This is a genomic window from Bradyrhizobium ingae (genome assembly GCF_055791185.1).
The window spans coordinates 102,782-129,734 of record NZ_JBVUBB010000018.1 but is presented as its reverse complement, the minus strand read 5'-3'; the positions used below and the strand labels follow the sequence as shown (position 1 = coordinate 129,734).

Annotated in this window: 26 protein-coding genes; 16 read left to right on the top strand and 10 right to left on the bottom strand. The window is 64.4% G+C overall.

Going from position 1 to position 26,953, the window contains the following annotated elements; all coding sequences use genetic code 11:
• Positions 1-10 precede the first annotated feature (10 nt).
• A complete protein-coding gene (locus ACV1FX_RS24595; RefSeq protein WP_473120148.1) occupies positions 11-1,039 on the bottom strand; it encodes an alpha/beta hydrolase in 1,029 nt (342 codons plus the stop codon).
• A gap of 198 nt (positions 1,040-1,237) precedes the next feature.
• On the opposite strand from ACV1FX_RS24595, the gene ACV1FX_RS24590 reads away from it, so the two are divergent.
• Positions 1,238-1,855, top strand: coding sequence for a hypothetical protein (locus tag ACV1FX_RS24590; RefSeq protein WP_473120147.1), 618 nt, complete (start codon positions 1,238-1,240; stop codon positions 1,853-1,855).
• Between the two features lie 191 nt (positions 1,856-2,046).
• On the opposite strand, the gene ACV1FX_RS24585 is transcribed toward ACV1FX_RS24590, so the two are convergent.
• Both ACV1FX_RS24585 and ACV1FX_RS24580 read right to left on the bottom strand, forming a co-directional pair.
• Positions 2,047-2,262: a hypothetical protein gene (locus ACV1FX_RS24585; protein ID WP_473120146.1), complete on the bottom strand. Its 216-nt coding sequence runs from the start codon at positions 2,260-2,262 to the stop codon at positions 2,047-2,049.
• A 26-nt stretch (positions 2,263-2,288) separates the two neighbouring features.
• Complete coding sequence (locus ACV1FX_RS24580; RefSeq protein ID WP_473120145.1) at positions 2,289-3,296, bottom strand: 2-dehydropantoate 2-reductase; 1,008 nt, start codon at positions 3,294-3,296, stop codon at positions 2,289-2,291.
• Between the two features lie 187 nt (positions 3,297-3,483).
• Between ACV1FX_RS24580 and ACV1FX_RS24575 the strand changes: the two genes are divergently transcribed.
• Both ACV1FX_RS24575 and ACV1FX_RS24570 read left to right on the top strand, forming a co-directional pair.
• Positions 3,484-4,077, top strand: a complete 594-nt coding sequence (locus tag ACV1FX_RS24575) for a YidB family protein (RefSeq protein ID WP_473120144.1) — start codon at positions 3,484-3,486, stop codon at positions 4,075-4,077.
• 48 nt (positions 4,078-4,125) lie between these two features.
• Entirely contained in the window at positions 4,126-4,392 is a 267-nt protein-coding gene (locus ACV1FX_RS24570; RefSeq protein ID WP_473120143.1) for a GlsB/YeaQ/YmgE family stress response membrane protein, read from the top strand.
• A gap of 191 nt (positions 4,393-4,583) precedes the next feature.
• Here ACV1FX_RS24570 and ACV1FX_RS24565 read toward each other — a convergent pair whose 3' ends face one another.
• A complete protein-coding gene (locus ACV1FX_RS24565) occupies positions 4,584-5,369 on the bottom strand; it encodes an SDR family NAD(P)-dependent oxidoreductase (RefSeq protein WP_473120142.1) in 786 nt (261 codons plus the stop codon).
• A gap of 235 nt (positions 5,370-5,604) precedes the next feature.
• Between ACV1FX_RS24565 and ACV1FX_RS24560 the strand changes: the two genes are divergently transcribed.
• The 3 genes from ACV1FX_RS24560 to ACV1FX_RS24550 are packed head-to-tail and all read left to right on the top strand — an operon-like array spanning position 5,605 to position 8,704.
• Entirely contained in the window at positions 5,605-6,669 is a 1,065-nt protein-coding gene (locus ACV1FX_RS24560) for an acyl-CoA dehydrogenase family protein (protein WP_473120141.1), read from the top strand.
• A 20-nt stretch (positions 6,670-6,689) separates the two neighbouring features.
• Complete coding sequence (locus ACV1FX_RS24555) at positions 6,690-7,850, top strand: acyl-CoA dehydrogenase family protein (RefSeq protein ID WP_473120140.1); 1,161 nt, start codon at positions 6,690-6,692, stop codon at positions 7,848-7,850.
• A gap of 35 nt (positions 7,851-7,885) precedes the next feature.
• The gene (locus ACV1FX_RS24550; protein WP_473120139.1) at positions 7,886-8,704 is read left to right on the top strand and encodes an enoyl-CoA hydratase/isomerase family protein; all 819 of its coding nucleotides are present in this window, start codon (positions 7,886-7,888) and stop codon (positions 8,702-8,704) included.
• Between the two features lie 17 nt (positions 8,705-8,721).
• On the opposite strand, the gene ACV1FX_RS24545 is transcribed toward ACV1FX_RS24550, so the two are convergent.
• The 3 genes from ACV1FX_RS24545 to ACV1FX_RS24535 form a co-directional block, all read right to left on the bottom strand.
• On the bottom strand, positions 8,722-9,483 hold the full coding sequence (locus ACV1FX_RS24545) for a VOC family protein (protein ID WP_473120138.1): 762 nt from the start codon (positions 9,481-9,483) through the stop codon (positions 8,722-8,724).
• A gap of 2 nt (positions 9,484-9,485) precedes the next feature.
• The gene (locus tag ACV1FX_RS24540; RefSeq protein WP_473120137.1) at positions 9,486-10,277 is read right to left on the bottom strand and encodes an enoyl-CoA hydratase; all 792 of its coding nucleotides are present in this window, start codon (positions 10,275-10,277) and stop codon (positions 9,486-9,488) included.
• A 189-nt stretch (positions 10,278-10,466) separates the two neighbouring features.
• Entirely contained in the window at positions 10,467-11,678 is a 1,212-nt protein-coding gene (locus ACV1FX_RS24535) for an ABC transporter substrate-binding protein (RefSeq protein WP_473120136.1), read from the bottom strand.
• 234 nt (positions 11,679-11,912) lie between these two features.
• On the opposite strand from ACV1FX_RS24535, the gene ACV1FX_RS24530 reads away from it, so the two are divergent.
• Together ACV1FX_RS24530 and ACV1FX_RS24525 are read left to right on the top strand one after the other, a co-directional pair.
• Positions 11,913-12,719, top strand: a complete 807-nt coding sequence (locus tag ACV1FX_RS24530; RefSeq protein ID WP_473120135.1) for a thermonuclease family protein — start codon at positions 11,913-11,915, stop codon at positions 12,717-12,719.
• Positions 12,720-12,787: 68 nt separating this feature from the next.
• Positions 12,788-14,251 carry a M48 family metalloprotease gene (locus ACV1FX_RS24525; RefSeq protein WP_473120134.1) on the top strand — a complete coding sequence of 488 codons (1,464 nt, stop codon included), beginning with the start codon at positions 12,788-12,790 and terminating at the stop codon, positions 14,249-14,251.
• Positions 14,252-14,385: 134 nt separating this feature from the next.
• Here ACV1FX_RS24525 and ACV1FX_RS24520 read toward each other — a convergent pair whose 3' ends face one another.
• Positions 14,386-15,714, bottom strand: a complete 1,329-nt coding sequence (locus ACV1FX_RS24520) for an MFS transporter (RefSeq protein ID WP_473120133.1) — start codon at positions 15,712-15,714, stop codon at positions 14,386-14,388.
• A 178-nt stretch (positions 15,715-15,892) separates the two neighbouring features.
• On the opposite strand from ACV1FX_RS24520, the gene cyoA reads away from it, so the two are divergent.
• From cyoA to ACV1FX_RS24485, 7 genes are read left to right on the top strand one after another with little or no spacing between them, the layout of a single operon-like run.
• Positions 15,893-17,053, top strand: a complete 1,161-nt coding sequence (gene cyoA / locus ACV1FX_RS24515; RefSeq protein WP_473120132.1) for a ubiquinol oxidase subunit II — start codon at positions 15,893-15,895, stop codon at positions 17,051-17,053.
• 11 nt (positions 17,054-17,064) lie between these two features.
• Positions 17,065-19,062: a cytochrome o ubiquinol oxidase subunit I gene (cyoB, locus tag ACV1FX_RS24510; protein ID WP_473120131.1), complete on the top strand. Its 1,998-nt coding sequence runs from the start codon at positions 17,065-17,067 to the stop codon at positions 19,060-19,062.
• Positions 19,063-19,692: a cytochrome o ubiquinol oxidase subunit III gene (gene cyoC / locus ACV1FX_RS24505; RefSeq protein ID WP_473120130.1), complete on the top strand. Its 630-nt coding sequence runs from the start codon at positions 19,063-19,065 to the stop codon at positions 19,690-19,692.
• A complete protein-coding gene (gene cyoD / locus ACV1FX_RS24500; RefSeq protein WP_473120129.1) occupies positions 19,689-20,069 on the top strand; it encodes a cytochrome o ubiquinol oxidase subunit IV in 381 nt (126 codons plus the stop codon). The genes cyoC and cyoD overlap by 4 nt, the downstream gene beginning before the upstream one ends.
• Positions 20,070-20,113: 44 nt before the next feature.
• The gene (locus ACV1FX_RS24495) at positions 20,114-20,908 is read left to right on the top strand and encodes an SURF1 family protein (RefSeq protein WP_473120167.1); all 795 of its coding nucleotides are present in this window, start codon (positions 20,114-20,116) and stop codon (positions 20,906-20,908) included.
• On the top strand, positions 20,880-22,277 hold the full coding sequence (locus ACV1FX_RS24490) for an ATP-binding protein (protein ID WP_473120128.1): 1,398 nt from the start codon (positions 20,880-20,882) through the stop codon (positions 22,275-22,277). Before ACV1FX_RS24495 ends, ACV1FX_RS24490 begins: the two co-directional genes overlap by 29 nt.
• Complete coding sequence (locus ACV1FX_RS24485) at positions 22,267-22,800, top strand: response regulator transcription factor (RefSeq protein WP_473120127.1); 534 nt, start codon at positions 22,267-22,269, stop codon at positions 22,798-22,800. Before ACV1FX_RS24490 ends, ACV1FX_RS24485 begins: the two co-directional genes overlap by 11 nt.
• 223 nt (positions 22,801-23,023) lie before the next feature.
• Here ACV1FX_RS24485 and ACV1FX_RS24480 read toward each other — a convergent pair whose 3' ends face one another.
• Positions 23,024-23,845, bottom strand: coding sequence for an outer membrane protein (locus ACV1FX_RS24480; RefSeq protein ID WP_473120126.1), 822 nt, complete (start codon positions 23,843-23,845; stop codon positions 23,024-23,026).
• 324 nt (positions 23,846-24,169) lie between these two features.
• Here ACV1FX_RS24480 and ACV1FX_RS24475 point away from each other — a divergent pair, with 324 nt between their 5' ends.
• Positions 24,170-25,570 (top strand): adenylate/guanylate cyclase domain-containing protein, encoded by a 1,401-nt coding sequence (locus ACV1FX_RS24475; RefSeq protein WP_473120125.1) that lies wholly within the window; start codon positions 24,170-24,172, stop codon positions 25,568-25,570.
• 88 nt (positions 25,571-25,658) lie between these two features.
• On the opposite strand, the gene ACV1FX_RS24470 is transcribed toward ACV1FX_RS24475, so the two are convergent.
• Positions 25,659-26,558, bottom strand: coding sequence for an AraC family transcriptional regulator (locus tag ACV1FX_RS24470; RefSeq protein ID WP_473120124.1), 900 nt, complete (start codon positions 26,556-26,558; stop codon positions 25,659-25,661).
• Between the last annotated feature and the right edge of the window lie 395 nt (positions 26,559-26,953).

Below are 26,953 nucleotides of genomic sequence, written 5' to 3'. Positions count from 1 at the left end.
CGTCGGCGGCTCACCGATCCGCAGTGCAGCCCGGCAGATCGAACAGCGCCGCCAGCCCGCATTTCGAGGTCAGCATCTTGTCGCCGTCGTGGCCGACGCCGGCGACGTCGAAGAGCTTGTGATTGGGCGTGCCGTGGTCGCGCCTGGCCATCGCGTCCGCGTAGGCGTGGCCGCGGGCGTAGCGATAAGGGCCCTGCGCGCGCGCCATGCAGCTCTTGTCCAGCGCCGGATGCTCGGGATTGGTATCGAGCGTGCCGAGCAGGTAAATCACCTCACGCTCGACATAGCGCTGTTCGAGCGCGGCGGGCGTGGCATCGCTGAGATAAGGCGGTCGCGCTTCCATGCCGTATTTCCAGTCGTCGTAGCCGGCGCAGGAGGCGGCGATCGACGGCTCGGGCCGCTCGCTGCTGAAATACGCATAGGATGACGGATTGGCGACGACGTAACGCACCTCGATGTGCTGGCGCGCCAGTGTCGCCTCGCCCCTGCCCGCGATGGCATAACGCTGCGCGACCTGGCCGCCGCCGGAATGACCGGCCACCACGACCTGCTTGAGATTGGGGAAGATGCGGCGGTCGCCGAGCCTGGCGAGGATCGCATCGAGCGCCTCGAACGAGGAGACCGGGTTCGGCGCGAGCGCGGCCTCACCGCCCTCCCATCCCTCCAGCGACCAGCGCAGCGTCTCGTCGGGCAGCTTGTACGCATCGATATCGATCTGCGCCAGAAACTGCGGAACGATCATGATGGTCGCCCGGCCATCGTCGCCGGCCGCCGCCTGCGCCGTTCGCGCCGACTCGTAATAGACATCCGCATTGCGCAGGCGCCCGTGCAGCACGATGACGGCGCGGGTGATCGCCGGCAGCGGCAAGGCCCAATCGCTGGAGAGATAAAGTCGCAGGATGCCCTGATCGCCGACCGCAAGACGGGCATCGGCGATCGCCTTCACCGGCGCGCGGTTGGGCGCGTCCTCATCGGCGGCATTCGCGTGACACGACAGCAGCGCCAACGCAATCGTTGCGACAAATGTCCGCCAGTTCATGCCAACATCCTCTCCACGCGAAGCTCCGCAACTCTATGCGCATCGCGCGCCGTGTCGCTGTGACTTGCCGGCCACGTCAAGCCAAAAATGTCAGCAATGCAGCCATGAAAAAGTCGGGTTCCACGCGTGACAAGTGACTGGAAACAGGCGAAAATTCGACTGATTCAGGTTGAGTTCCACAAAGATTGTATCCGTTGAATGTCGTTCGTGATCGCTTCGCGTAGCGCGAGATTGTTATTTGGCTTGACTGCAGGGCTCGCCCTGCTGACGCCCGCGCTTGCCCATGCGGAATGGTGGAAGCGCACGCCGGGCGATTTCGAGGAATGCGCCGATCGGGCCGAAAAATACGCAACCAGGCAGGAGAAGACGGCTGCGCTTGCCGAATGCAACGCCAAATTCGCCGGCCGCCGCAAGGTGGGTGGCGGGTACACCTACTATGACCTCCTCCAGGATCGCAGCTTCGACATCGCCGGTCCCAATCCGACGCCGGAGGAACAGAAGAAGATCGACCAATCCTACGCCGCTTATCTCGCCAATCAGCGCCGCGCCAGCCTGGCTGCCGAAGCCGCCGCCAAGCAGCAGCAGCAGCAGCAACAACAGGAGCAAATCCAGCAGGTCGCACTGCGCGCCGCGAGCGAGCGCGTGCCGGTTCCGGTCGAGCGACCGAAACAGCAGGCCTCGCCCGGCGATACGCCGTCGCGGCCGAAGAACTGCGTCAAGGGCACGTTCTCCTGCGAATGGCCGCGGCTGTCGGAGAGCTTGAACGATCTGAAGAAGCTGTTCAGCCCGGCGCCGAGCAAGGCGAAGAAGGGCTGAGGGCTACCTCGCTCGATCCTGCGAGTTGACCCGCCGTCATCTCCGCACTTGATCGGGCGATCCAGTACTTAGAGACGCCCGTGATTGAAGCGGCGTAGTGGATCCCCCCGCTTTCGCGGGGAATGACAGCGAAGCGTGTGGGCTCGAGCGTGCCCAACGGGCCTCGACAAGGCGCAGTACAATGCAGCGCGTCAGTTCGTCTGCTTCTTCTTTGACCGCTTGTGCGTGGTCGCCGCCGGTGTGACCGGCGCAACCGTCGTCGCCGTACCGCCAAGCGCCGAGCGGCTTTCCTGCAACCGCCTGTCATAGCCCGGCGACGGCGTGACGGTCGGCGGACGGGCTTGCGCGAACGTGGATGCACCGCAGAGCATCGCGGCTGCAATCGTCATCATCTGAACAGGTTTCATCGACACGCCTCCGGTTGGACCAGTGCTCACGCAACATCGCGGATCTGCTGCGGCGTCAGGCGCGGCGAGCCCTGGCCTGCGCTTTCCGCCTCCCTGATCAGTGCAACAATGCGGCGGCACAGGGGCACGTCCACCCCATGCCGGTCCGCCAGCGCGATGATCGCCCCTTGTAGATAGTCGATCTCGGTCTTGCGGCCATGCTTCAGATCCTGCCACATCGAGGAGCGCGCCTCTGGATCGATCTTCATCGTCCGTCCCAGGATCAGGTTGAAGATCATATCAGGCAATCGCAGCAGCGTCGGCATCCAGCGCAGCGGGATCGGCGTCGCCGACACCGGGTTGACGCCGGCCGCCGTCATCGCCGCGAGCCCCTCGGCCATCTGGTCTGCGAACAATCGTCGCCAGTCCCGGTGCGCAAGCTGCGTGGCAAGCGGCATGTCGGACAACGCGCTCAGCGCATTGTTCAGATTGATGATCAGCTTGCCCCATTGCACGCCGGTGATGTCCGGGCTCGCGCGCATCGCGAGCCCGGGCACCGACAGCGTTGCAGCCGTATCGGCCGCATCCTTCTCGACATGAATGTCGCCGGAGGTCGAACGGTGGAAGCGCCCATCGCCCATCGCAACCACGTTGAACGGCACCATGCCTGCGAGCACGCGCCGCCCCGGCAGCCTATCGCGCAGGATGCCTACATTGCCGACGCCGTTCTGCAAGGAGACGATGACGGCATCTTCCGGCGCGTGTCGGGCGATCAGCTCGGCGATTTCCGCCGTGTCCGCGCTCTTCACGGTCACCAGAACCACGCCGGCACTGTGAAAAATCGACGCATCCTCCGACAGCGCGAGCTGTCCTGCCGAGAGTAGCCGCTCGGCTCCGTCGAAATCGGTCAGGCGCAGGCCGAACCGTTCGATTTCGGTCTTCACGCGCGACCGCACCAGCAGCGCCACGCGACGGCCGGCGGCAGCGAGCACGCCCCCGACGAAGCAGCCGATGGCCCCTGCGCCCGCAACGGCGATCGGTCGATCCGTCACCACCTTGTCTCTGCTCCCCAAACAGCTTGCCGCCTTCGACAGCGGCGTTGACCGGGCCTTCCCTTGCCCTTCGATAGCAAAGGCCGCGCCACTTGCCCATCAACCCCTGCGGTTGCGGCGCGACCGCCTTGTAACCGTCATGAGAGCCCCATATGTTTTCGCCGCGGGGCATGTTCAGCGGGAGAGCACCATGGGTCTACTCGACGTCCTCAACGGCATGCAGAACGGCCCGCGTGGCCCCAGCACGCCGAGCTCACAGGAATCCTCCGGCGGCATGTCGCCAATGACGATGGCGATCCTCGGCCTGCTGGCGTGGAAGGCATTCAAGCATTTGACGGCAGGCCAGGGTGACGCAACGCCGCAATCCTCACCGTTGCCACCGCCGACGCCGGCCAATGCGGGCGGCGGAGCGCTTCCGGGCGGCACGCCAGGCAGCGGCGGGCTTAGCGATGTGCTCAAAGGTGGCCTCGGTGGCCTGCTCGCCGGCGGTGCGGCCGGCAGCGTGCTCAGCGGCGGGCTCGGCGATCTCCTCAATCAGCTCCAGCAAGGCGGCCATGGCGAAACGGCGAAGACCTGGGTCGGCAAGGGTGAGAACAAGCCGATCGCACCGGGCGATCTCGCCAACGCACTCGGCGCCGACCAGATCCAGAGCCTGTCGGCCCAGAGCGGCCTGTCGCGCGACGAGCTCCTCTCCGGTCTCAGCCAGTATCTGCCGAAAGTGATCGATCACCTGACGCCGGACGGACGGCTGCCGACCGAGAACGAGCTGTCGGACAGGATCTGATCGAGCTCTGATTTCAGTCGTATCAAAGCTGCAAGGGGAGTCGCGAACATGGGCGGGATTATCTGGGTCATCATCGTCGGCTTCATCGCCGGCCTCATCGCGCGCTGGCTGATGCCGGGACCGAAAAATCCACAGGGCTTCGTCCTCACCACCGTCCTCGGCATCGTCGGCGCGTTTCTCGCAACGTTCGTCGGTCAGGCCATCGGCCATTACAGCCTGGACCAGGGAGCCGGCTTCATCACCGCCACGATCGGCGCGGTGGTGGTGTTGTTCATCTGGCACCGCCTGGTGGCGAGCGGCGTGATAAAGGGTTGACGAAAACTCCATCGTCGTCCCGGACAAGCGGAGCGAAGATCCGGGACCCATAACCACAGGACGTAGTGGTTACGGGGACTCGGAGTTACCGCTCAATGCCGCTACTACTCCCTGGGGTAATGGGTCCCGGCTTTCGCCGGGACGACGGCTGTGTTTGCCACACCAGAGGAACGTTACCTCACCACGCGTGCTCACGTAATCAAATGCGCCCCGGCATCCATGCGCACGATCTCGCCGGTCATGTTGCTGGAGGCCGGCGTCGCCAGGAAGCAGACGAGCTGCGCGATGTCGTCGGCGCTCGAGGCGACCTTGAGCGGCACCTTCGCAACCACGTTGTCGCGTACCTGCCTGGCAGCATCCTCGCCGCGTCCCTTGGTGAACCAGGGCGTGTCGATATAGCCGGGGCAAACCGTGTTGACGCGGATCAGCGGCGCAAGCGCGCGCGCCAGCGACAGCGTGATGGTGTTGAGCGCACCCTTGCTCGCGGCATAGGCGATCGAGGAACCGATGCCGCTGATGCCGGCGACGGAGGAGACGTTCACCACCGCCGATGCCCGCCCCGAGGCGTTCGCGCCGGACTCGAGCAGCTTACGCGCCGCGCGCACCATCTGGAACGGGCCGATGGTGTTGACGCCGAAGAGCCGCTGAAAATCTTCCGCCGACAAACCATCGAGATTGCCGTGAGCGACATGCTTGGTCGTGCCCGCATTGTTGATGAGGGCGTCGAGCCGGCCCCAGGCCTCCGCCGCCGCAACGATCCTCCGGCAATCCTCGTCGCGCGACACGTCGCCCTGTGCGATCACGACCTCGGCCGCGCCGGCCTCGCGACAGGCCTCGGCGGTGGCTTCGGCTTCCTTCTGGCTCGATGAATAGTTGATGACGAGCCGCGCGCCGCTGCGCGCGAGAATTTTCGCGGTCGCAGCGCCAAGACCGGATGCGGACCCCGTCACGATTGCGCACAAGCCGTCCTTTGCCATCCGGTTATCCTCTCTTGTCCTGAATACCAGCGGCCCTGTTTAGCGAGTTTGCGGACGGCTGCAAATCGACCAAACTCCGCTTAGCGGAATTAGCCATCTTGCCCATGCCGGCGCCGCAGGCGGACCTGCGATCAACGCTTGTCAGGACCGTGGCTTTTTCCGATCATCGGGCGCAAGAAGAGACCTGCGAGTTCGAAAAAGACGGACGCGCCAATGGCAAAACACGGGGAACGCTGTGGCGGAGAGTGACAACATCGTCGTCGAGACCGCGGAGAAGATCTTCGCCGATCTCGCCGATCCGCAAACCATCAACAACGACAGGAAGGACGCGTGGAGAGCGCCGCTGTGGCAGGCGCTGAGCGAGGCCGGACTGCCCTTGGCGTGGGTACCGGACGATCTCGGCGGCTCCGGCGCGAGCGTTGCGGACGGCTTCGCGCTGCTCAATGCGGCCGGACGTTTTGCCATTGCGGTTCCCCTCGCCGAAACCATGCTGGCCGGCTGGCTGCTTGCACAGGCGAAGATCGCTTCCCCCGAAGGCGAGATGACGGTGCTGCCGGCGAGCCCGAAGGACCGCATCGCCCTTGATGCCGACGGCTTGCTTTCCGGCCGCGTCCGCGGCGTGCCCTTTGCGAAAGCGGCAAAACATTTTGCCGTGCTGGCGCATGGCACTGGTGGCGTGTCCGTCGCACTGGTCGATGCCGGCAGGGCCAAGATCGAAGCCGGGCTCAATATCGGCTATGACAACAGCGATATCGTGACACTCGACAAGGTCGCGCCCATCACTGTCAAGCCCGCGCCAAAACACGTCGACCAGACCACGATGATGCTGATGGGCGGCGTCGCGCGCAGCCTCCAGATCGCGGGCGCGCTGGAATCCATGCTCGACATTTCCGTGCGGTACTCGAACGAGCGCGTCGCGTTCGAGAAGAAGATCTCCAAATTCCAGGCCGTGCAGCACAACCTTGCAAAACTTGCCGGCGAATCCGCGGCAGCGCTGGCCGCCGCGACCTCCGCCGCCGATGCAATCGCGAGCGCGACCGCCTTCAACGACGCGGTCTATCTCGAAGCTGCCTCCGCAAAAATCCGTTGCGCGGAAGCAGCCGAAAAGGGCGGCGCCATCGCGCATCAGGTCCACGGCGCGATCGGCTTCACCATGGAGCACATCCTGCATCGTTACTCGCTGCGGGCGCTGGCCTGGCGCGACGATTTCGGCTCGGAGAGCTACTGGGCCGTCGAGCTCGGCAAGCTCGTTGCAACTCGTGGCGCCGACGAATTGTGGCCGCTGGTTGCCTCACGCTGAGGGATTAAGGAACGAGACACATGACTGCTGCCCTCCGTTTCGATCCGATCCGCCTGCCGCCCAAATGCGAGGAGCTGCGCAAGGAAGTGCGCGCCTTCCTCGCCGAAGAAATGGCCCGCGGCACCTTCGACCCGTTCAAGCCGAATCGCGAAGACACCGACGTGCCGGAATTCTCCCGCCGCGTCGGCGAGCGCGGCTGGATCGGCATCACCTGGCCGAAGAAATATGGCGGCCATGAACGCTCCTTCCTCGAGCGCTATGTGGTGACGGAAGAAATGCGCGTTGCCAACGCGCCGACGCGCCGCTTCTTCGTCGCCGACCGCCAGAGCGGACCGATCCTGCTCAAATACGCGCCCGAGCATATCAAGATGGACATTCTGCCGCGCATCTGCCGCGGCGAACTGTGCTTTGCCATCGGCATGAGCGAGCCGAATTCCGGGTCCGATTTGTTCGCGGCCAAGACGCGGGCGACCAGGACCGACGGCGGCTATCTCATCAACGGCACCAAGATCTGGACCTCGTCGGCGCACATCGCCGACTACATGATCGCGATCTTCCGCACCTCGCAGCCGACCAAGGAAAACCGCCGTCACGGCCTGACGCAGTTCCTGGTCAAGATGAAGCAGCCGGGCATCGAGGTGAACCCGATCGGCCAGATCACCGGTCAGTACGAGTTCAACGAGGTCGTCTTCACCGACTATTTCATTCCGGATGATCACGTGCTGGGCGAAGTCGACGGCGCCTGGAAGCAGGCGACATCCGAGCTCGCTTACGAGCGCTCGGGTCCTGAACGCTTCCTCGAAACCTACTACGTGCTGACCGAGCTGGTGCGCGCAGTTGGCAAAGATCCGGACACCCGGAGCGCGGAAGGCATCGGCCGCCTCGTCGCGCAGCTCCACACCATGCGGCGCATGTCGGTCTCCGTCGCGGGCATGTTGCAGGCCGGCAAGGAGCCGGTGGTCGAAGCCTCCATCGTCAAGGACATCGGCACGGTGTGGGAGCAGCAGCTGCCGCATCGCGTGCGCGATCTCGCCGCCTTCGTCGAGGAGACCGCGAGTAACCGCGAGACGCTGGAGCGGCAGCTCGATTTCGCCATCAAGACCGCGCCGAAACTGACCATCCAGGGCGGCACCACGGAAGTCCTCCGCGGCATCATCGCCCGCGGGCTTGGTTTGCGCTAGCCGCGCGGGCTCGGCCTGCGCCAACGAGGATCATCATGAGCAACTACACGGATATCGGCGTCGAGAAGATCGGGCATGTCGGCACCATCGAAATCCGCCGCCCGCCGCTCAACTTCTTCGACATCTCCCTGATCAACCAGATCGCGGACGCACTCGACGAGTTCGATCGCGACATCGAGATCCGCGCCTCCGTCCTGTCGGCGCAGGGCAAGGCGTTCTGCGCCGGTGCCAACTTCAACGATCCGGCGCGACAAGCGCAGGAGGCACGCGCCGCCGAGAGAGCTGCGAAGGGCGATCCGGCCGACAGCTTGGGACCGATCAACCATCTCTACATCCAGGCCGTACGCATCTTCCGCGCCAAGAAGCCGATCGTCGCCGCCGTGCATGGCGCGGCCATTGGCGGCGGACTCGGGCTCGCGGTATCGGCCGACTTCCGCGTCACCTGTCCCGAAGCGCGCTTCTCCGCGAACTTCACAAAACTCGGTTTCCATCCCGGCTTCGGCCTGACCGTGACGCTGCCCGAGCTGATCGGCAACAACAACGCCGAGCTGATGTTCTACACCAGCCGCCGCGTCACCGGCGAAGAGGCCTATAGATGGGGTCTCGCAAACGAGCTGGTGCCGCAAGACCAGGTGAAGGCGACCGCCTTGAGGCTTGCCGGCGAGATTGCCGAATGCTCGCCGCTCGGCCTCGTCTCCACGCGCGCCACGATGCGCGCAGGGCTCGCCGATCGCGTCATGGCGGCCACGAACCACGAGCTCGCCGAACAGACGTGGCTGCGCGCGACCGAAGACTTCAAGGAAGGCGTGAAGGCGACGGAGGAGCGAAGAGTCGCGAATTTCAAGGGCCGGTGACGAAACCGATCAAGAGATCAACTCACCCGAAACGTCACCCCACCCAGCAAGAACTCCCTTCCCGCTACCGCAAGCCCCTTCTCCCTGGCGGCGTGCAGCACACCCGCGGCATCGGCCACCCGAAACTCCAGCGCGCTCATGATCTCAGCCCCGCCCTTCACGAAGCGGAAGCGGGCGTTGGGCAGCTTCAGCTCGGTCTCGCCACTGCCCGCCCTGCTCGCCGCGACGCCGATCAGTCTGCCCCAATGCCCGGCCAGGTCTTGCGGATCCGGGCTCTGCATTTCGACTGCCGTCAATGCCTGCGTCACGTCCTTGCGAATGAACTTTTGCCAATCCGGCCCGGCCGGCGGATAGGGACCCAGGATGTCGTCGCTGCCTTTGGTGTGATTGAACTCGATAAAGGCGGCGCGGCAGTCGCGCGGGTGGAGCTGCACACCATGATAGGGCGGATGATCGATGACGTTCGCGGTGCGCACGCCCATTGCGTTCGCGTTGCGGCCGCGCGCGTCCGGATCGTTGCAGCAGAAGATTGCCATGTAGCCCCCGCGCCCGCCGGTCTTGGCGATGAAGCGGCCGGCTGCGGTGCCATCCCTGGACGGCGCCACGACCTCCAGCAGGATCGTGTCGACCGGCAGAAGCGCGTTCTCCAGCCCATACTTCGCGACATTGCGGTCGCGATAGCAGACGGAAAGGCCCATGATTCCGGCGATATCAGCGATCACGGGCTCGAGTTGCGGCGCGACCAGGCAGATCTGCCGCAAGCGCATATAGCCGGCCATGGTCAGGCGCCCTTGAAGGTGGGTTTCCGCTTCTCGACAAACGCCTTTGCAGCTTCCTTGTGGTCCTCTGTGTCGCCACAGCGGGTGTGATGAATGGCTTCGCCGTCGAAGCAATCCTCGAGCGGCAGGCGCTCGGCATTGTTGATGTTGCGCTTGATGTAGCCAAGCGCGATCGACGGGCCCTGCGCCAGCGACAGCGCAAGCTCTTGCGCGGCGGCGTCGATCTCGGCGTCCGGCACCACTTTCGTCACCATCCCGATCGCCTGCGCCTCCTTCCCGCTCAGCACCGGCGACGTCAGATAGAGCTCGCGCGCCCGCGCGCTGCCGATGAGCTGGGTGAGGAAGTAGGTGCCGCCGTAATCGCCGGAGAAGCCGACCTTGGCAAAGGCAGTCGTGATCTTGCAGGATTCGCTCGCGACACGAAGATCGCAAGACAGCGCCATCGAAAGGCCGGCACCGGCCGCCGCACCGTCGAGCTGTGCCACCACGGGCTTGGGCATCTGGTGCAGGATGCGCGACACCTCCATGCCGCGCCGCAGGTTTGCAAGTTTCGCCTCGAACGGCAGCGGCGCGCGCCCCTCGGCCATCGACTTGACGTCGCCGCCGACGCAGAAGCTGCCGCCCGCGCCCTTGAGCAGCACTGCGCGCACCTCCGGATCGTCAGCCGCGCGCCGCGCCGCCTCGATCAGCCCGCGCACCATGTCGGGGTTGAGTGCATTCTTGCGCTCGGGGCGGTTCATGGTGATGGTGAGCAGCCCGCCTTCGAGCTTTTGCAGGACCATGTCGTTGCTCATGCGAAGTTTTACCTCTTGTTCGATGCTTCGATTTTCCCCCGTCATTCCGGGGCGCGCCCCTTTGGGCGCGAGCCCGGAATCCATTTGTCAACGGTCACTGCGGCCCGATGGATCCCGGGCCCGCTCTTCGCGCCCCCCGGGATGACGACTTGTTGTCGGGCTCGCCCTTCGTCACGAAGGCGGACGCCGTCACTTCTTCACCAGCGGGCAGCGTGACTGCTCGAGCGACTGGAATGCCTCGTTGCCAGGCACGGTGGCGAGCAGCTTGTAGTCGTCCCAGCGGCCTTTCGATTCCGACGGCTTTTTCACCTCGAACAGGTACATGTCGTGCACCATGCGGCCGTCCTCGCGGATCTTGCCGCCCTTGGCAAAGAAGTCGTTGATCGGCGTCTCCTTCATCACCTTCATGACCGCAGTGGAATCGGTGGTGCCGGCCGCCTTCACGGCTTTCAGATAATGCATGACGGAGGAATAGACGCCGGCCTGCGCGGAAGTCGGCGGCCGCTTCATGCGCTCCTGAAAGCGTTTCGAGAAGGCACGCGTCTCATCGTTCATGTCCCAGTAGAAGGCTTCTGCCAGCAACAGTCCTTGCGCGGTCTCCAGCCCGATCGAATCGATGTCGGTGACAAAGGCGAGCAGCGGCGAAATCTTCTGGCCGCCCTTCATGATGCCGAACTCGGCCGACTGCTTGATGGCGTTGACGGTGTCGCCGCCGGCATTGGCAAGCCCGATCACCTTGGCCTTGGAGGCCTGCGCCTGCAGCAGGAAGGACGAGAAGTCCGACGTATTGAGGGGATGGCGGACATTGCCCAAGACCTTGCCGCCGGTCCTCACCACGACATTGCTGGTGTCCTTCTCCAGGTCCTGGCCGAAAGCGTAATCGGCGGTCAGGAAGAACCAGGTGTCGAGGCCGGATTTCACCGCGGCGAGCCCGGTCGTGTTGGCCTGCGCAAAGGTGTCGAACACATAGTGCACGGTGAGAGGACCGCAGGCCTCGTTGGTCAGCCGGATCGAGCCGGGCCCGTTGAAGATGACGATCTTGTTGCGCGCCTTCGCGATCTCGCCGGCGGCAAGTGCCGTGGCGGAGGCTGCGACGTCGTAGATCATTTCGACGCCCTGATTGTCGATCATGTCGCGCGCGATATTGCCGGCAAGATCCGCCTTGTTGAGATGATCCGCCGCGAGGATCTGGATCTTGCGTCCCAGCACCTCGCCGCCGAAATCCTCTGCAGCCATCCTGGCCGCCATCTCGCTGCCGGGGCCGGTGATGTCGGCATAGAGGCTCGACATGTCGAGAATTCCGCCGAGCTTGAGAGGCGGCTTGTCTTGAGCTTTGTCCTGGGCTTGTGCTGAACCGGTGAGCAACGCCGCGATAAAGATGGCGGACAGAATCCTTTTCATCGAGACCTCCCCTATCGTGCCGTACTCTGATGGCGGCTTGGTTGTTAGTGTTGGCGAGATCATGCAGCATGCGTCAGGGTGCAGCAAGCGTGCGCCAGAGTGTGGCGCCGGCTTGGCAGCGCCTTCGTTTTCCGCAAAGCGGAATGGCACTTGGCCGCATTGGGCTCCACATCGCAATGGCTGAGATCGCAATGACTGAGGATGTGGCCGCCCCGCCGCTCCGAAGCTTCTTCGATGGGAGCCACGTTTGGGTTAAGAGTGGAGCGCACCACAACCTCGCCGGGCCGCGTGAACCAATCACTCACCTTCCTTGCCGCCGCGCTTCTCGTCGCGTCACATGCCGCGGCGTGCGCAGCTGCCTGCCAGTTCGACCCTCAGGGCGAAGGCCGCGTCGTCGACATCGCCGATGCGCGCAGCTTGCGCCTCGATGACGGGCGCGAAGTGCGCCTCTCCGGCATCGAGCCGACTTCGGCAACGAAGCAGGTGCTGACCGCGATGCTCGTCGGCCGCGACATTCGTCTGCGCGGCACCGATGACACGCCGGACCGCTATGGCCGGCAGCCTGCGCTGGTTTTCGTTGGCGAGAGCGACACCTCCGTGCAGGCCCTCCTGTTGTCCCAAGGTGATGCAATCGTCTCCGCCGAGATCGCGGACAAGGACTGCGCGGCGGCCCTGATGGCGGCGGAGGCCGAGGCACGGCGCGGGAAAAAGGGCAGCTGGGCTGACCCGTTGGCCATAAAAAACGCGGAAAGTCCGGACGATATTTTGGTCGGGATCGGGCGCTTCGCGGTGGTCGAGGGCAAAGTCCTCTCCGTACGGCAAGCTGGGGCAACAACTTACCTCAACTTCGGCCGGAACTGGACACGCGGCTTTGCCGTGACTATTTCAAGGCGCATGGTTCCGGCCTTCGAGAGCGCCGGGGTCGCTCTCAAGTCTCTGGAAAATCGGAAGATTCGGGTCCGGGGCTGGGTCGAAGGGAATGCGGGGCCGCGGATTGACGTGCTCCGGGTGGGACAGATCGAGTTGCTGGGCGGGAACTAGCCGGGGTAAGGCCTTAAGGCCAGCACGGGTTACGCGACGTGGATGGGGTTTTGGGAAGCGGAACAGAGGTGAGCCGCCGCCTTCGGGCTGCGCCGGCTGTGCTTTGCCTGGGCCTGGGTGCGCTGCTGTCGGGCTGCGGCGACATGGGCCGCTTCCAGACCGCGGCCCCGCCGGCCGTCACCGTGCCCAAGCCGAAGCCCGCAGTCGCGCAGACACCGGCGACGGAGAAGGAGCACGAGCGCATCCTTGCCAGCTACGGCGGCGCCTATGACGACCCCCGGCTCGAACAGCTCGTCACCAAGACGGTCGAGCGACTGGTCGCAGCCTCCGATCGACCCGATCAGGGCTACAAGGTCACGATCCTCAATTCCGGCGCGGTGAATGCCTTCGCGCTGCCGAACGGCCAGCTCTATGTCACGCGCGGCCTGCTCGCGCTCGCCAGCGACACTTCCGAATTGTCGTCCGTGCTCAGCCACGAGATGGCGCATGTGCTGTCCAAGCACGCCGCGATGCGTGAGGACCAGGCGCGCCAGGCTGCGATCGTTACCCGCGTCGTCACCGACATGAGCAACGATCCCGAGCTCACGGCGCTCGCGCTCGCCAAGACCAAGCTCACGATGGCGAGTTTTTCGCGCAACCAGGAATTCGAGGCCGACGGCATCGGCGTCGGCATTTCCGCGCGGGCGCATTTCGACCCCTATGGCGCGGCGCGTTTCCTCTCGGCGATGGAGCGCAATGCCGAGCTGAAGGCGGGCAAGAGCGCGCTCGATCCGCGCGCGCAGGATTTCACCTCGTCGCATCCGGCGACGCCCGAGCGCGTGCAGAACGCGCAGACGATCGCGCGGCAATATGCGGCGCCGGAAGACGCCGAGCGCGACCGCGAGACCTATCTCGGCGCAATCGACAACATCGTCTATGGCGAGGATCCGAGCGAAGGCTTCGTCCGCGGCCGCCGCTTCCTGCATCCCAAGCTCGGATTCACGTTCCAGGCGCCCGACAACTTCACACTCGACAACACTGCGCAAGCTGTGATCGGCGTGCGCGAGGGCGGCTCGCAGGCGATGCGCTTCGACGTCGTGCGGGTGCCGGCCGAGCAGACGCTCGGCGACTATCTCAATTCCGGGTGGATGGAAGGCGTCGACAAATCCTCGACCGAGGACATCACCATCAACGGCTTCCCGGCGTCCTCCGTGACCGCCAAGGGCGACCAGTGGCAGTTCAAGGTCTACGCACTGCGCTTCGGCAGCGACGTCTACCGCTTCATCTTCGCGAGCCGGCAGAAGACCACCGAAAGCGAGCGCAACGCGCGCGAGACGGTGAACTCATTCCGCCGCTTGACGCTCGAGGAGATCCAGGCCGCGCGTCCCCTGCGCATCAAGGTGATCACGGTGCAGCCCGGCGACACCGTGGAATCGCTCGCCCACCGCATGGCCGGCGTCGATCATCCGACCGAGCGCTTCCGCGTGCTCAACGGCCTCGACGCCCATGCGCAGGTGAAAGTGCGCGACCGCGTGAAGATCGTGGTGGATTAAGGTCTCGTAGGGTGGACAAAGCGCAAGCGTGCGCACCACTTCTGTTGCAATCGCGGATGAATGGTGGGCACGGCGCAAGTGCGCCTTTGCCCACCCTACCGCACCCGGGTTGGTGCGGCCGCCGACGGACCTAACTAGTTACCCGCATCCATGTCGCCGCGTTCACGCTGGCCGCTCAGCCAGAGCGCCATCAGCGTCCACAATGCGCCGGAGAGCAGATAGGCACCCGAGGCAATGACGCCGAGATTGGTGGCGAGCAGGAGCGCGGCGAGCGGCGCAAAACCGGCGCCGAACAGCCAGGCCATGTCGGAGGTGAGCGCCGAGGCAGTGTAGCGGTACATCTGCTTGAAGTTGGACGCGATCGCGCCGGAGGACTGGCCGAAGGACAGACCGAGCAGGATGAAACCGAGCACCATGTAGATCGTCTCGCCGAACGCGCCGGCGTCGAGCAGCTGCGGGGCAAAGCCGCTATAGACCGCGATCGCGATCGCCGAGCCCATCAGCAGCGACTTGCGGCCGACGCGGTCGGCGATGATGCCGGAGGCCACGATCGCCGCGACACCGAAGGCGGCGCCGACGATCTCGATCATCAGGAACCTCACCGGGCTTTCATGGGTGAACAGAAATACCCAGGATAGCGGAAACACGGTGACCATGTGGAACAGCGCAAAGCTCGCCAGCGGCGCGAAAGCGCCGAGCATGATGTTGTGGCCTTCGCGCGCGACGGTGTCGGAAATACGCGAGGGCTGCAGGTCGCGGGTCTCGAACAGCGAGGCATATTCCTCGGTCGCGACCATGCGCAGGCGCGCGAACAGCGCCACGACGTTGATGGCGAAGGCGACGAAGAACGGATAGCGCCAGCCCCAGTCGAAGAAGTCGTCGGCCGAGAGATTACCGGCGAAATACGCAAACAGCGCACTCGCCACGATCAAGCCGAGCGGTGCACCGAGCTGCGGCACCATTGCGTACCAGCCGCGCTTGTTCGGCGGCGCGTTGAGCGCAAGCAGCGAGGCAAGACCGTCCCACGCGCCGCCCCAGGCGAGACCCTGGGCTGCCCGCGCCAGCGCCAGGAGCCAGATCGCCGCCGCGCCGATGTCGCTGTAACCGGGCAGGAACGCGATCGCCACGGTCGCTGTGCCCAAGAGGAACAGCGCGGCAACCAGCTTGGCGGTCTTGCCGTATTCGCGGTCGATCGTCATGAAGATGACGGTGCCGAGCGGCCGCGTCACGAAGGCGAGTGCGAAGATGGCGAAGGAATAGAACGTGCCGGTCAGTTCGGTGGCGAACGGAAAGATCAGGCGCGGAAACACGATCACCGAAGCGATCGCATAGACGAAGAAGTCGAAGAACTCCGACGTGCGTCCGATGATGACGCCGATGGCGATCTCGCCAGGATTGGCATGGTCGTGACCATGCTCGCCCGGATTTGCGCCTGCCATTGCGGGGGTCTGTGCCATCGCCATCGTGTGCTCTTAACGTCCTGAAAACCAAAGCCGACCACCCGGCGGTCGCCGAGCATTCTCCCCCTCTCTGGCCCACCATTCCGCACTGCAACATTGGACAAATTGTCCAATGTCCCAATTGGTGCGCCGCAGCTACGCCTTGGCTGGACTACGAAATTTCCAACCAAAAGGCCTACCTGTGTCCCGTCTACGGATCCTGGCGCTACTACCTCTGGCAGTCGCATTGAGTGGCTGCAACTTCATCGTGCTTGCGCCGGCCGGTGATATTGCAGCGCAACAGCGCGACCTCGTCATCATCTCCACCATCCTGATGCTCCTGATCGTCGTCCCCGTGATGGCGCTGACGGTGCTGTTCGCCTGGCGCTATCGCGAGTCCAACAAGGCCGCGCGCTACGAGCCTGAATGGGACCACTCGACCAAGCTCGAACTGGTGATCTGGTCGGCGCCGCTGCTGATCATCGTTTGCCTGGGTGCGCTGACATGGATGGGCACGCATCTGCTCGATCCCTACCGTTCACTGGACCGCATCGCCGCCGATCGTCGGGTCGATGAGGCGACCGTGCCACTCGAGATCGACGTCGTCGCGCTCGACTGGAAGTGGCTCTTCATCTATCGCGACTACGGCATCGCCACCGTCAACGAGTTGGCCGCGCCCGTCGATCGCCCGATCGACTTCCACATCACCGCCTCGACGGTGATGAACTCGTTCTACATCCCCGCACTCGCCGGCCAGATCTATGCGATGCCGGGCATGGAAACCAAGCTGCACGCGGTGGTCAATCACGCCGGCACCTATAGGGGCTTTTCGGCGAACTATTCCGGCGCCGGCTTCTCCGGCATGCACTTCGCCTTCCACGGCCTCGACGACAAGGGCTTTGGTGAGTGGATTGCAAAGGCGAAAGCCGCCGGCGGCACGCTCGGCCGGGCCGAATATCTCCAGCTCGAAAAGCCGAGCCAGAACGAGCCGGTGCGGCGCTACGGCACCATCGATGCCGATCTCTACCGCCTGATCCTCAACCTGTGCGTCGAGACCGGCAAGATGTGCCAGAGCGAGATGATGGCGATCGACGCCAAGGGCGGCCTCGGTCATGAGGGCCTGAACAACACCCTGCCGCTCGCCTACGACAAATATGCCCGCCGCGGCACGGCGCTTGGGCCGGAGCCGACCTTCGTGGCCGGCACCTGCACGCCCGACGCGCCGCAGGGTCAGACGACCGCGGCGATCAAGGAGCCCCGCGACGCCACGCCGCTGCTCGGCGCCGGCTTGAAGCGGCCGAGCTTCACGCCGCTCAAGTCTTCATCCTTCTTCCTCGGACAACGTCCGAAGTCAGACTCCTAAAGAGAGCACGCATGTCTCCTGATCTCCTCAAGCTCATCTTTGGCCGGCTCGGCATCGAGTCGCTGCCATTGCACGAGCCGATCGTCGTCGGCACCTTCGTGATGGTTGCGCTCGGCGGCATCACGCTGCTCGGCGGCCTCACCTATTTCCGTCTCTGGGGTTACCTCTGGCGCGAATGGTTCACCACGGTGGACCACAAGCGCATCGGCATCATGTACATGATCCTCGGCATCGTGATGCTGCTGCGCGGCTTCGCCGACGCCCTCATGATGCGCGGGCAGCAGGCGATCGCGTTCGGCGGCTCCGAGGGCTACCTCAACGCCCATCACTACGACCAGGTCTTCACCGCCCACGGCGTGATCATGATCTTCTTCGTGGCGATGCCGCTGGTCACGGGCCTGATGAACTACGTCGTGCCGCTGCAGATCGGCGCCCGCGACGTGTCGTTCCCGTTCCTGAACAATTTCAGCTTCTGGATGACGGTCGGCGGCGCGGTGCTGGTGATGGCTTCGCTGTTCATCGGCGAATTCGCCCGCACCGGCTGGCTCGCCTATCCGCCGCTGTCGAACATCGGCTACAGTCCCGACGTCGGCGTCGACTATTACATCTGGGCGCTGCAGGTCGCCGGCGTCGGCACGACCTTGTCCGGCATCAACCTGATCTGCACCATCGTCAAGCTGCGCTGCCCCGGCATGACCATGATGAAGATGCCGGTCTTCACCTGGACCTCGCTCTGCACCAACGTCCTGATCGTCGCCTCCTTCCCGGTCCTGACCGTCGTGCTCGCGCTGCTGTCGCTCGACCGCTACGTCGGCACCAACTTCTTCACGAACGATTTCGGTGGCAGCGCGATGATGTACGTGAACCTGATCTGGATCTGGGGCCATCCCGAGGTCTACATCCTGGTTCTGCCCGCATTCGGCATCTTCTCGGAAGTCACCTCGACCTTCTCCGGCAAGCGCCTGTTCGGCTACACCTCGATGGTCTACGCCACGGTCGTCATCACCATCCTGTCGTACCTGGTCTGGCTGCACCACTTCTTCACGATGGGATCCGGCGCCAGCGTCAACTCGTTCTTCGGCATCACCACGATGATCATCTCGATCCCGACGGGCGCGAAGATGTTCAACTGGCTGTTCACGATGTATCGCGGCCGCATCCGCTACGAGCTGCCGATGCTGTGGACGATCGCCTTCATGCTGACCTTCGTGCTCGGCGGCATGACCGGGGTGCTGCTCGCAGTCCCGCCGGCCGACTTCGTCCTGCACAACAGCCTGTTCCTAATCGCGCACTTCCACAACGTGATCATCGGCGGCGTGGTGTTCGGCGCGTTTGCCGGCATCAACTACTGGTTCCCGAAGGCGTTCGGCTTCAAGCTCGATCCGTTCTGGGGCAAGCTGTCGTTCTGGTTCTGGGTCACCGGCTTCTACCTCGCCTTCATGCCGCTCTACGTTCTCGGCCTGATGGGCGTGACCCGCCGCCTGCGCGTGTTCGACGATCCCTCGCTCCAGATCTGGTTCGTCATCGCCGCGATCGGCGCCGGCCTCGTCTTCCTCGGCATCCTCTCGATGCTGATGCAGTTCGCCGTCTCCTTCCTCAAGCGCGAGCAGCTCAAGGACGTCACCGGCGATCCCTGGGACGCGCGCACGCTGGAATGGGCGACCTCCTCGCCTCCGCCAGACTACAACTTCGCCTTCACCCCCGTCGTTCACGACAATGACGCGTGGTGGGACATGAAGAAGCGCGGCTACCAGCGTCCGCTCACCGGGTTCAAGCCGATCCACATGCCCAGCAGCACCGGCACCGGCATCATCCTCGCCGGCTTCGCCACCGCGATGGGATTCGGCCTGATCTGGTACATCTGGTGGCTGGCCACCGCGAGCTTCATCGCAATGCTTGCCGTCGGCATCGGTCACACCTTCAACTATCACCGCGACTTCGACATTCCGGCCGACGACGTCGTCCGGACCGAGGATGCGCGTACCAAATTGCTCGCCGGAGCCAAGTAAATGACTGTCGCTATCAATCCGACCCAATCCGGCGAGCCGATCTTCTATCTCGCCGACGAGCATCCGCATCCGGAAGGCTACAGCACCTCGCTCGGCTTCTGGATCTATCTGATGAGCGACTGCCTCATCTTTGCGATCCTGTTCGCCACCTTCGGCGTGCTCGGCGGCAATTACGCCGCCGGCCCCGCGCCGAAGGACCTGTTCGACCTGTCGCTGGTCGCGGTGAACACCTCGATGCTGCTGTTGTCGTCGATCACCTACGGTTTTGCCATGCTGACGATGCAGCAGAACAAGATCGGCCAGACCCAGATGTGGCTCCTGATCACCGGGCTGTTCGGCGCCGCCTTCATCGGCATCGAGCTCACCGAGTTCGCCCACATGATCCATGAGGGCGCAACCCCGCAGCGCAGCGCCTTCCTGTCCGCCTTCTTCACCCTGGTCGGCACCCACGGCCTGCACGTCTCCTGCGGCCTGATCTGGCTGGTGACGCTGATGGTGCAGGTGTGGCGCTTCGGCCTGATCGAGGCCAACCGCCGCCGGCTGATGTGCCTGTCGATGTTCTGGCACTTCCTCGACGTGGTCTGGATCGGCGTCTTCACCTTCGTCTATCTCCTGGGAGTTCTCCGATGAGCACCGACACTCACGCCGCCCACGCGGACGACCATCACCACGGCGACAGCCACGCCCACGGGTCGTTCTCGACCTACATGCTCGGCTTCGTGCTCTCGGTCGTGCTGACCGCGATCCCGTTCTGGCTGGTGATGAGCGGCACGCTGCCGAGCAAGCAGATCACCGCGCTCGTGATCATGGCGTTCGCGGTCGTGCAGATCGTCGTGCACATGATCTACTTCCTGCACATGAACACGACATCCGAGAACGGCTGGAGCATGATGGCGCTGATCTTCACCATCGTCATGGTGGTGATCGCGTTGTCCGGCTCGCTGTGGGTGATGAACCACCTCAACAGCAACATGATGCCCGTCCACCAGATGAGCGGCATGAAGTGAGCAGATCCGAGAGACACGAGGGACTGGAAACGCGCAAGCACACCATGGCTGCGCGCCCGTCCTCGTGGCTCACGGCGCTGTCTCTCCTGGCCTTCGCTATCCTCATCAGCCTCGGCATCTGGCAGATCGAACGGCGCGCCTGGAAGCTGGCGCTGATCGACCGCGTAGAGACCCGCGTGCACGCCGCGCCGAGCACGCTGCCGCCACCCACGGCATGGCCCGCGGTCACCGCCACGAGCGACGAATACCGCCATGTCAGCGTCACCGGCCGCCTGCTGAACGACCGGGAGACGCTCGTCAAGGCCGTGACGGAGGAAGGCCCCGGCTTCTGGGTGCTGACGCCGCTTCAGCGCGACGACGGCACGCTCGTCCTCATCAATCGCGGCTTCGTGCCGGCGGACCGGCGCGATCCTGCGGCACGGCCGAATGGCAATGCCTCCGATACGGTCGAGATCACCGGCCTCCTGCGCATCACCGAGCCAAAGGGCGGTTTCCTGCGCGACAACGATGGCGCGCATGACCGCTGGTATTCGCGCGACGTCACGGCGATCGCCGCCGCGCGCGGACTTGGCGAGGTCGCGCCCTTCTTCATCGATGCCGACGCGGCCCCCAGCGCCGGCGTCTATCCGATCGGCGGATTGACCGTGATCCGCTTTCCCAATAACCACCTGATTTACGCGCTGACATGGTTTGCGCTGGCCTTTATGCTGGCAGGCAAACTTTACGTCACATTCGGCGGCGGGCTGTTCCGCCGCGGGCGCTTTGTCCACGAAGGGGTCGGCGAGAGCGCCGCCCGCGGGACGGGATCAGATGCTGGAACGATCGTCGAGCCGACCTGAGAAGGAAGAGCTCCCTCTCGGACATGACGCGGCTGCGCTTCCCGCGCAGGCGGACGGCCGCACCGAGCTGACGGCGACGTCCCCGCCCTCGCCCACTGACGACGCGACCAATCGCAAGAACATGGCGCTGCTGATCCAGCTCCGCTGGACCGCGGTGGTCGGCCAGATCGTCACGATCGGGGCGGCGCATTTCGGGCTCGGCATCGAGCTGCCGCTCGCCCGGATGGGCGCGGTGATCTCGGCACTGGTGCTGCTCAACATTTCGAGCCTCGTCTGGGTGCGCCATCGCGCCGCGGTCACCAACAACGAGCTGCTGGTCGCGCTGATGCTGGACGTCGCCGCGCTCACCGCCCAGCTTTACCTCAGCGGCGGCGCCACCAATCCCTTCACCTCGCTGTTCCTGTTACAGGTGACGCTGGGCGCGGTGCTGCTCGATGCCCGATCGACCTGGTCGCTGGTGGCGCTGACCTGTGCCGCCTTCGTCTGGCTGACGCTCGCCTACCGGCCGCTGGACCTGCCGCACAACCCGCTCAGCGACACCTACAGCCTGACCGTCGTCGGCATGCTCTTTGGCTTCGCGCTCAACGCCGTGCTGCTGGTGGTGTTCGTGACGCGCATCAACAGGAACCTTCGCGACCGCGACGCGCATCTGGCCGCGCTGCGCCAACATACCGCCGAGGAGGATCACATCGTCCGCATGGGCCTGCTCGCCTCGGGCGCGGCGCATGAGCTCGGCACGCCGCTCGCATCGATCTCGGTCATTCTCAACGACTGGCGCCATATGCCCGAGCTCGCCGGCCGCGACGAGCTTGCCGAGGATTTCGCCGAGATGGAAACCTCGCTGCAACGCTGCAAGTCGATCGTGACGGGCATCCTGGTCTCGGCTGGCGAAGCCCGCGGCGAGGGTTCGGCGCCGACGACAGTGGCCGCGTTCCTGGCCGCGCTGGTCGAAGAATGGCGCAACGCGCGCTCGGCGCGCACGCTGTACTTCACCAACACCTTCGGCGAAGACGTCGCGATCGCCTCCGACATCGCACTGAAGCAGGTGATCTTCAACGTGCTCGACAACGCCTACGAGGTCTCGCGCGACTGGGTCGAACTCCTGGCGGAGCGCGAGGGCGACAAACTCGTGCTGTCGGTCAGCGACCGCGGCCCCGGCTTCGCACCCGAAATGCTGGCGCAGCTCGGAAAGCCCTACCAATCCAGCAAGGGTCGCGCCGGCGGCGGGCTCGGCTTGTTCCTCGTTGTGAACGTCGTGCGCAAGCTCGGCGGCATGGTAACGGCGGAGAATCACAGGAAGCGCGGCGCTACCGTGCGGCTGGTGCTGCCGCTCTCCACGCTTGCCATCGGAGGCGGTTTTGACGCCTGATCAGTCCCTGATCATCGTCGAGGACGACGCCGGCTTCGCGCGGACGCTGAAGCGCTCGTTCGAGCGCCGCGGCTATTCCGTCGTGATCGCGGCGTCGATCGAGGAGGTCCGCAAGGAGCTCGAGGACAAGTCATTCGGCCGCGCCGTCGTCGACCTCAAGCTCGGCGGCGCCTCGGGTCTTGCCTGTGTCGAGCTCCTGCACACCCATGATCCCGAGATGCTGATCGTGGTGCTCACCGGTTTCGCCAGCATCGCCACCGCAGTCGAGGCGATCAAGCTCGGGGCCTGCCACTATCTTGCAAAGCCCTCCAACACCGACGACATCGAAGCCGCCTTCCAGAAGGCCGAAGGCAATGCCGAGGTGGCGCTTGACGCGCGACCGACCTCGATCAAGACGCTGGAATGGGAGCGCATCCACCAGACGCTGATCGAGACGGACTTCAACATCTCGGAAGCCGCGCGGCGGCTCGGCATGCACCGCCGCACGCTGGCACGAAAGCTCGAGAAGCGGCCGGTGAAGTGAACGGGAGTCCCTTACCGAGATTATAGGGTGAGTTAGTTAGCCGACTATGTCTGCGGTCGCTCAAAAGGCGGAAGGCGTAACCCACCATGCCGGGCGTGAGAAAAAGCGATGGGTTACGCTTCCCTAACCCACCCTACGCACCCAGCGCATCAATAAAAAAAGCCCGGCATGAAGCCGGGCTGAAGTTGCGGGAACGATGCATGCCCCAGTTGGCGCGGCGCGATCAGTACTTGGCGACCACCGGTCCGCCGAACTGGTACGCCAAGCCGACCGACACGGCGTGGGTCTTCAGGCTCTGGTTCATGAAGACGGAATCGACTGTCTGCGGGAAGAATTCGTGATCGACGTGTCCGAAATCGGCATAGCGATATTCGGCCCGCGCAAGCCAGTTGGTCCAAACCTTGGCTTCGATGCCGCCGCCCACGGTCCAGCCGGTGGCCACCTTGTGGAACGTTTCGGTGCGATCGAGGACGCACCACGGCCCGGCGAGCATGCAGTTCGCAGTCAGCGAAACGTCCTGCCAGGCAATACCACCGGTGCCGAACAGCATCACGCTCGGAGCCACCAGCCAACCGACGCGGCCACGAATGCTCGCGTCCCAACCAAGCCTTACGGTGGTGCTATCGATCGCGATGACAGAGGCGGCGGTGTTACTCGCCCAGGTGCCGGGGACGCCGGCAAGCGTCTTCTTGTTGTCCGCCCAGGCAACATCGCCCTCTATGCCGATTACCCAGGATGGCGCGACCTGCCAGTTGTAGCCGGCATAGCCGCCGCCACGAAACGACGTGCTGTTGAAGCTGGCAGGATTGCCCTGGGCAAGCCGGTACGCCGAGAGGGGGTCTACAGGATCTTCCAAAGCGGTCGAGGTCCAGGTCGTATCGGACCAGCGGGCCCCCACATCCGCACCGAGATAAAACCCGGTCCAGCTCTCGACTGCGGCCGCCACGGGCGCCTTGGTATAGGGACGGGCGGCAAGGTCGGCGGCGTGGGCGGCGCCGAGCCCGGCAACAGCGGCAAACGCCGCAGCGAGCAGAATTCGCTTCATTTAGAGAACCTCAAGTTAGCCAGATCGGCCCGCGCTATGGCGGTGCCCGACCTCGATGGTCACACCTTGTGTCACCGGCAAGCTAGCAACGACCCCGCCCGCCTTCTTGGACGGTCGCGAATTCCATACGGACTTGCGCGAAATCGAAAGCGGTTCTGTCACCATGTGTTGCGCGGCCGCGACACAGCGGTCGGCCGCGCGACCGGAACTCAGCCTGCGGCGCCGTCGTGCGACTGGCGCGACAACCTTCTCCGCACTATTCGTTTGTTGCGGCCGCTGACATTCGTCAATGTGCCGCAAAGGTCCGCACGAGGAGACCGCCCCGTGACCACGCTTGTCGAGCGCCTTGACCTGTCTGCCGTATTGCCGCGTGCGCGCGATCGGCGCGAGATCGAAACCGTCGAGTTTGCGCAGGCCGCGCTGGCAGCCGCCAAGCAGGAGGGCCTGCAGATGGCGGTGCGGGCGCGCTATGTGGCGCTCGCGGTGATCGCTTGCCTGCTCGTCTACATCAATCCGGCATGGGAGCAGATCTATTATGTGGCTCTGCTCGGCCTGTTCGCGCTGATCGGCTGGGCGCAGGTCAGGGTCGGCCGCGTCGGCGTGTCGAGGCTGGAGCTGGCGCTGTTGTTCTGCGACCTCGCGCTGCTGACGTTCGTGCTCCTGGGACCGAACCCTCTTGGCTCAGGGCATTGGCCGGCGGCGATGCAACTCCATTTCGGCAACTTCATCTATTTCTTCGTTCTGCTGTCGGGCGCGACGCTGGCCTATTCCTGGCGAACCGTCATCGCCGTCGGCACGTGGACCGCGGCGCTTTGGATCATCGGCGTTGCCTGGGTGTGGTGGCAGCCCGACCCCGATCCCGCGCGAACCGCCCGCATCGCGGCGGCGATCGGCAGCGATCACCGGCTGCTTCAGCTCATCTCGCCCGACTCGATCGGGTTCGCCACGCGTATCCAGGAGATCGTCGTGTTCATGATCGTCGCGGTGACGCTCGCTTTGGCGGTGCGCCGCAGCAACGACCTGCTGATCCGCCACGCCGCAGTGGAGCGCGAACGCGGCAATCTCGCGCGCTACTTCTCGCCCAATGTGGTTGACGAGCTGTCGCGCCATGACGAGCCGCTGAAACAGGTGCGTACGCAGAACGTCGCGGTGCTGTTCGTCGACATCGTCGGCTTCACGGCCTTCGCCGATGCGCGAACGCCGGAAGACGTCGTGCGCACCTTGCGCGAATTTCACGCGCTGATGGAGCAGGAGGTGTTCCGTCACAGCGGCACGCTGGACAAATATCTCGGCGACGGGCTGATGGCGACCTTCGGCACACCCTTCGTCGGAAAGCTTGACGCCATCAACGCGCTACGCTGCGCGCAGGCGATGATGGCGGCCGCGGACCGCTGGAACGAACAGCGCGGAGCAGCCGGCGAGCCGGCGATCCGCGTCAGCTTCGGCCTGCATTACGGACCCGTCGTGCTCGGCGATATCGGGCTGACCTGCCTCGAATTTGCGGTGATCGGTTCGACCGTGAACGCGGCAAGCCGGCTCGAGTCCTTGACGCGTAAGCTGGGTTGCACGCTGGTGGCAAGCGACGACCTCGTCAGGCGCGCCAGGGACGAGCTCGGTGAGGCCAATGCGGCATTTCTCCCGCTGATGGCCCAGCCTCCGCAGGCCGTCCGCGGCCTCGAGCAGCCGATGGCGATTTGGACCCAGGCGCGTGCGGGAGAGCCATAGATCGCGGCGAATACGGCGGTGCGGGCGAACGGCTCACATTCCTCAAGCCGATGGGCTCCAGCCACGGAGTTGCGGTCCGCCGCCAGCGTCAATCCGATCTTCTCGACTGGCTTCGTATGCCGCTCGGCGACTCGCCAAAGCGCGAGTGAAACGATCGATTGAAATAGGAGATGTCGGAAAAGCCGACCTCCAATGCAATATCGGAAATCAGCTTCGGGCTCGCGGCCGGCTCCGTCAGAAGCGCGAACGCACGCTGCAGGCGCAACTCATTGACCTGGGCGGTAAACGACGATCCCGAGGTTTCGAGCAGCCGCTGCAGATAGCGGGGCGAGACGCCCTGGCTATGCGCAACCACCTCCAGATTGATCTCGGGGTCGTCAAAGTGAGCGCCGATGTAATCCAATACGGCGGCCAAGCGGGTCGCGACCACTGCGCTGGCATTGCTCTCACCCGGCAGATGGTCACGGCTCAGCATCATCGCCGCAAGGTCATGAACATGCGTCGTCACCAGGCAGCGCAGCTCGGACGTGGCCAGGCGAAGCTCATCCCATAGCGGACGCATGTAGCTTCTCATGAGCCGCAGCGTGGTCTGCTCGCGCGGGATAGGCTGCATCGTCGGCTCATCGATATTGTTCAGACGCGACGCAAGCTCGGCACGCGGGATCACGAGGGCGAAATAGCTTCCTTCGGCAAAGCTCACGCTCCCTTTGCTTCTGTGATGCACCGCCACGGCATCGCCTGCGCGGAGCGTCACCTCCCGGCCGCGCTGACTTACCACGGAGCCCTTCGTCATGTTTATGATCAGGGCGATGGAGCCATCAGCATCCGCTGCATCGCTCGTGCGGCGAAACCGAAGCGGCGATGACGCCGAAGAGAACGCGTTCAGCCCCGGCAGGATACGCAACGTCGACTTGGCGTGGAATGGAGTATCCGACAACGGCTCGATATCGACACGAAGAATCTTGTCGCCGAATTCCTCGCGCCACATCGACAGGCGCTGCCGCCGGGGAAACTTGTCCGTCGAAAGTCGAAATGTTGCGAATTCAGGCAAGCATTCCGACGTCTGGTGCTTTCCTGGTTCACTCATGAGCTTCGACCTCAGACGCGCCTCAATACCTCGCGAAGCAAGTGCGGAGTCGAGGGTGAGATGCTGAGAGAATACCCTCTTGTCGCACGCAGCCGGCGGTACCCCACTCCGGGAGTATCGAGCCATCTGCTGAGCGGTTCGATCGGAGAGCCACGTGATTGTCCCTTCGATCAGCATCCTGCCGGCAACTTATTCAGCCGAACCACAATCCGAGCGTGTTGACAATTCGCGTACCCAGGTTCGGCGCTTCCGTTCGCAATTGACCAAGAAGACCTGCCGTTCGTTTGCTAGTGTGG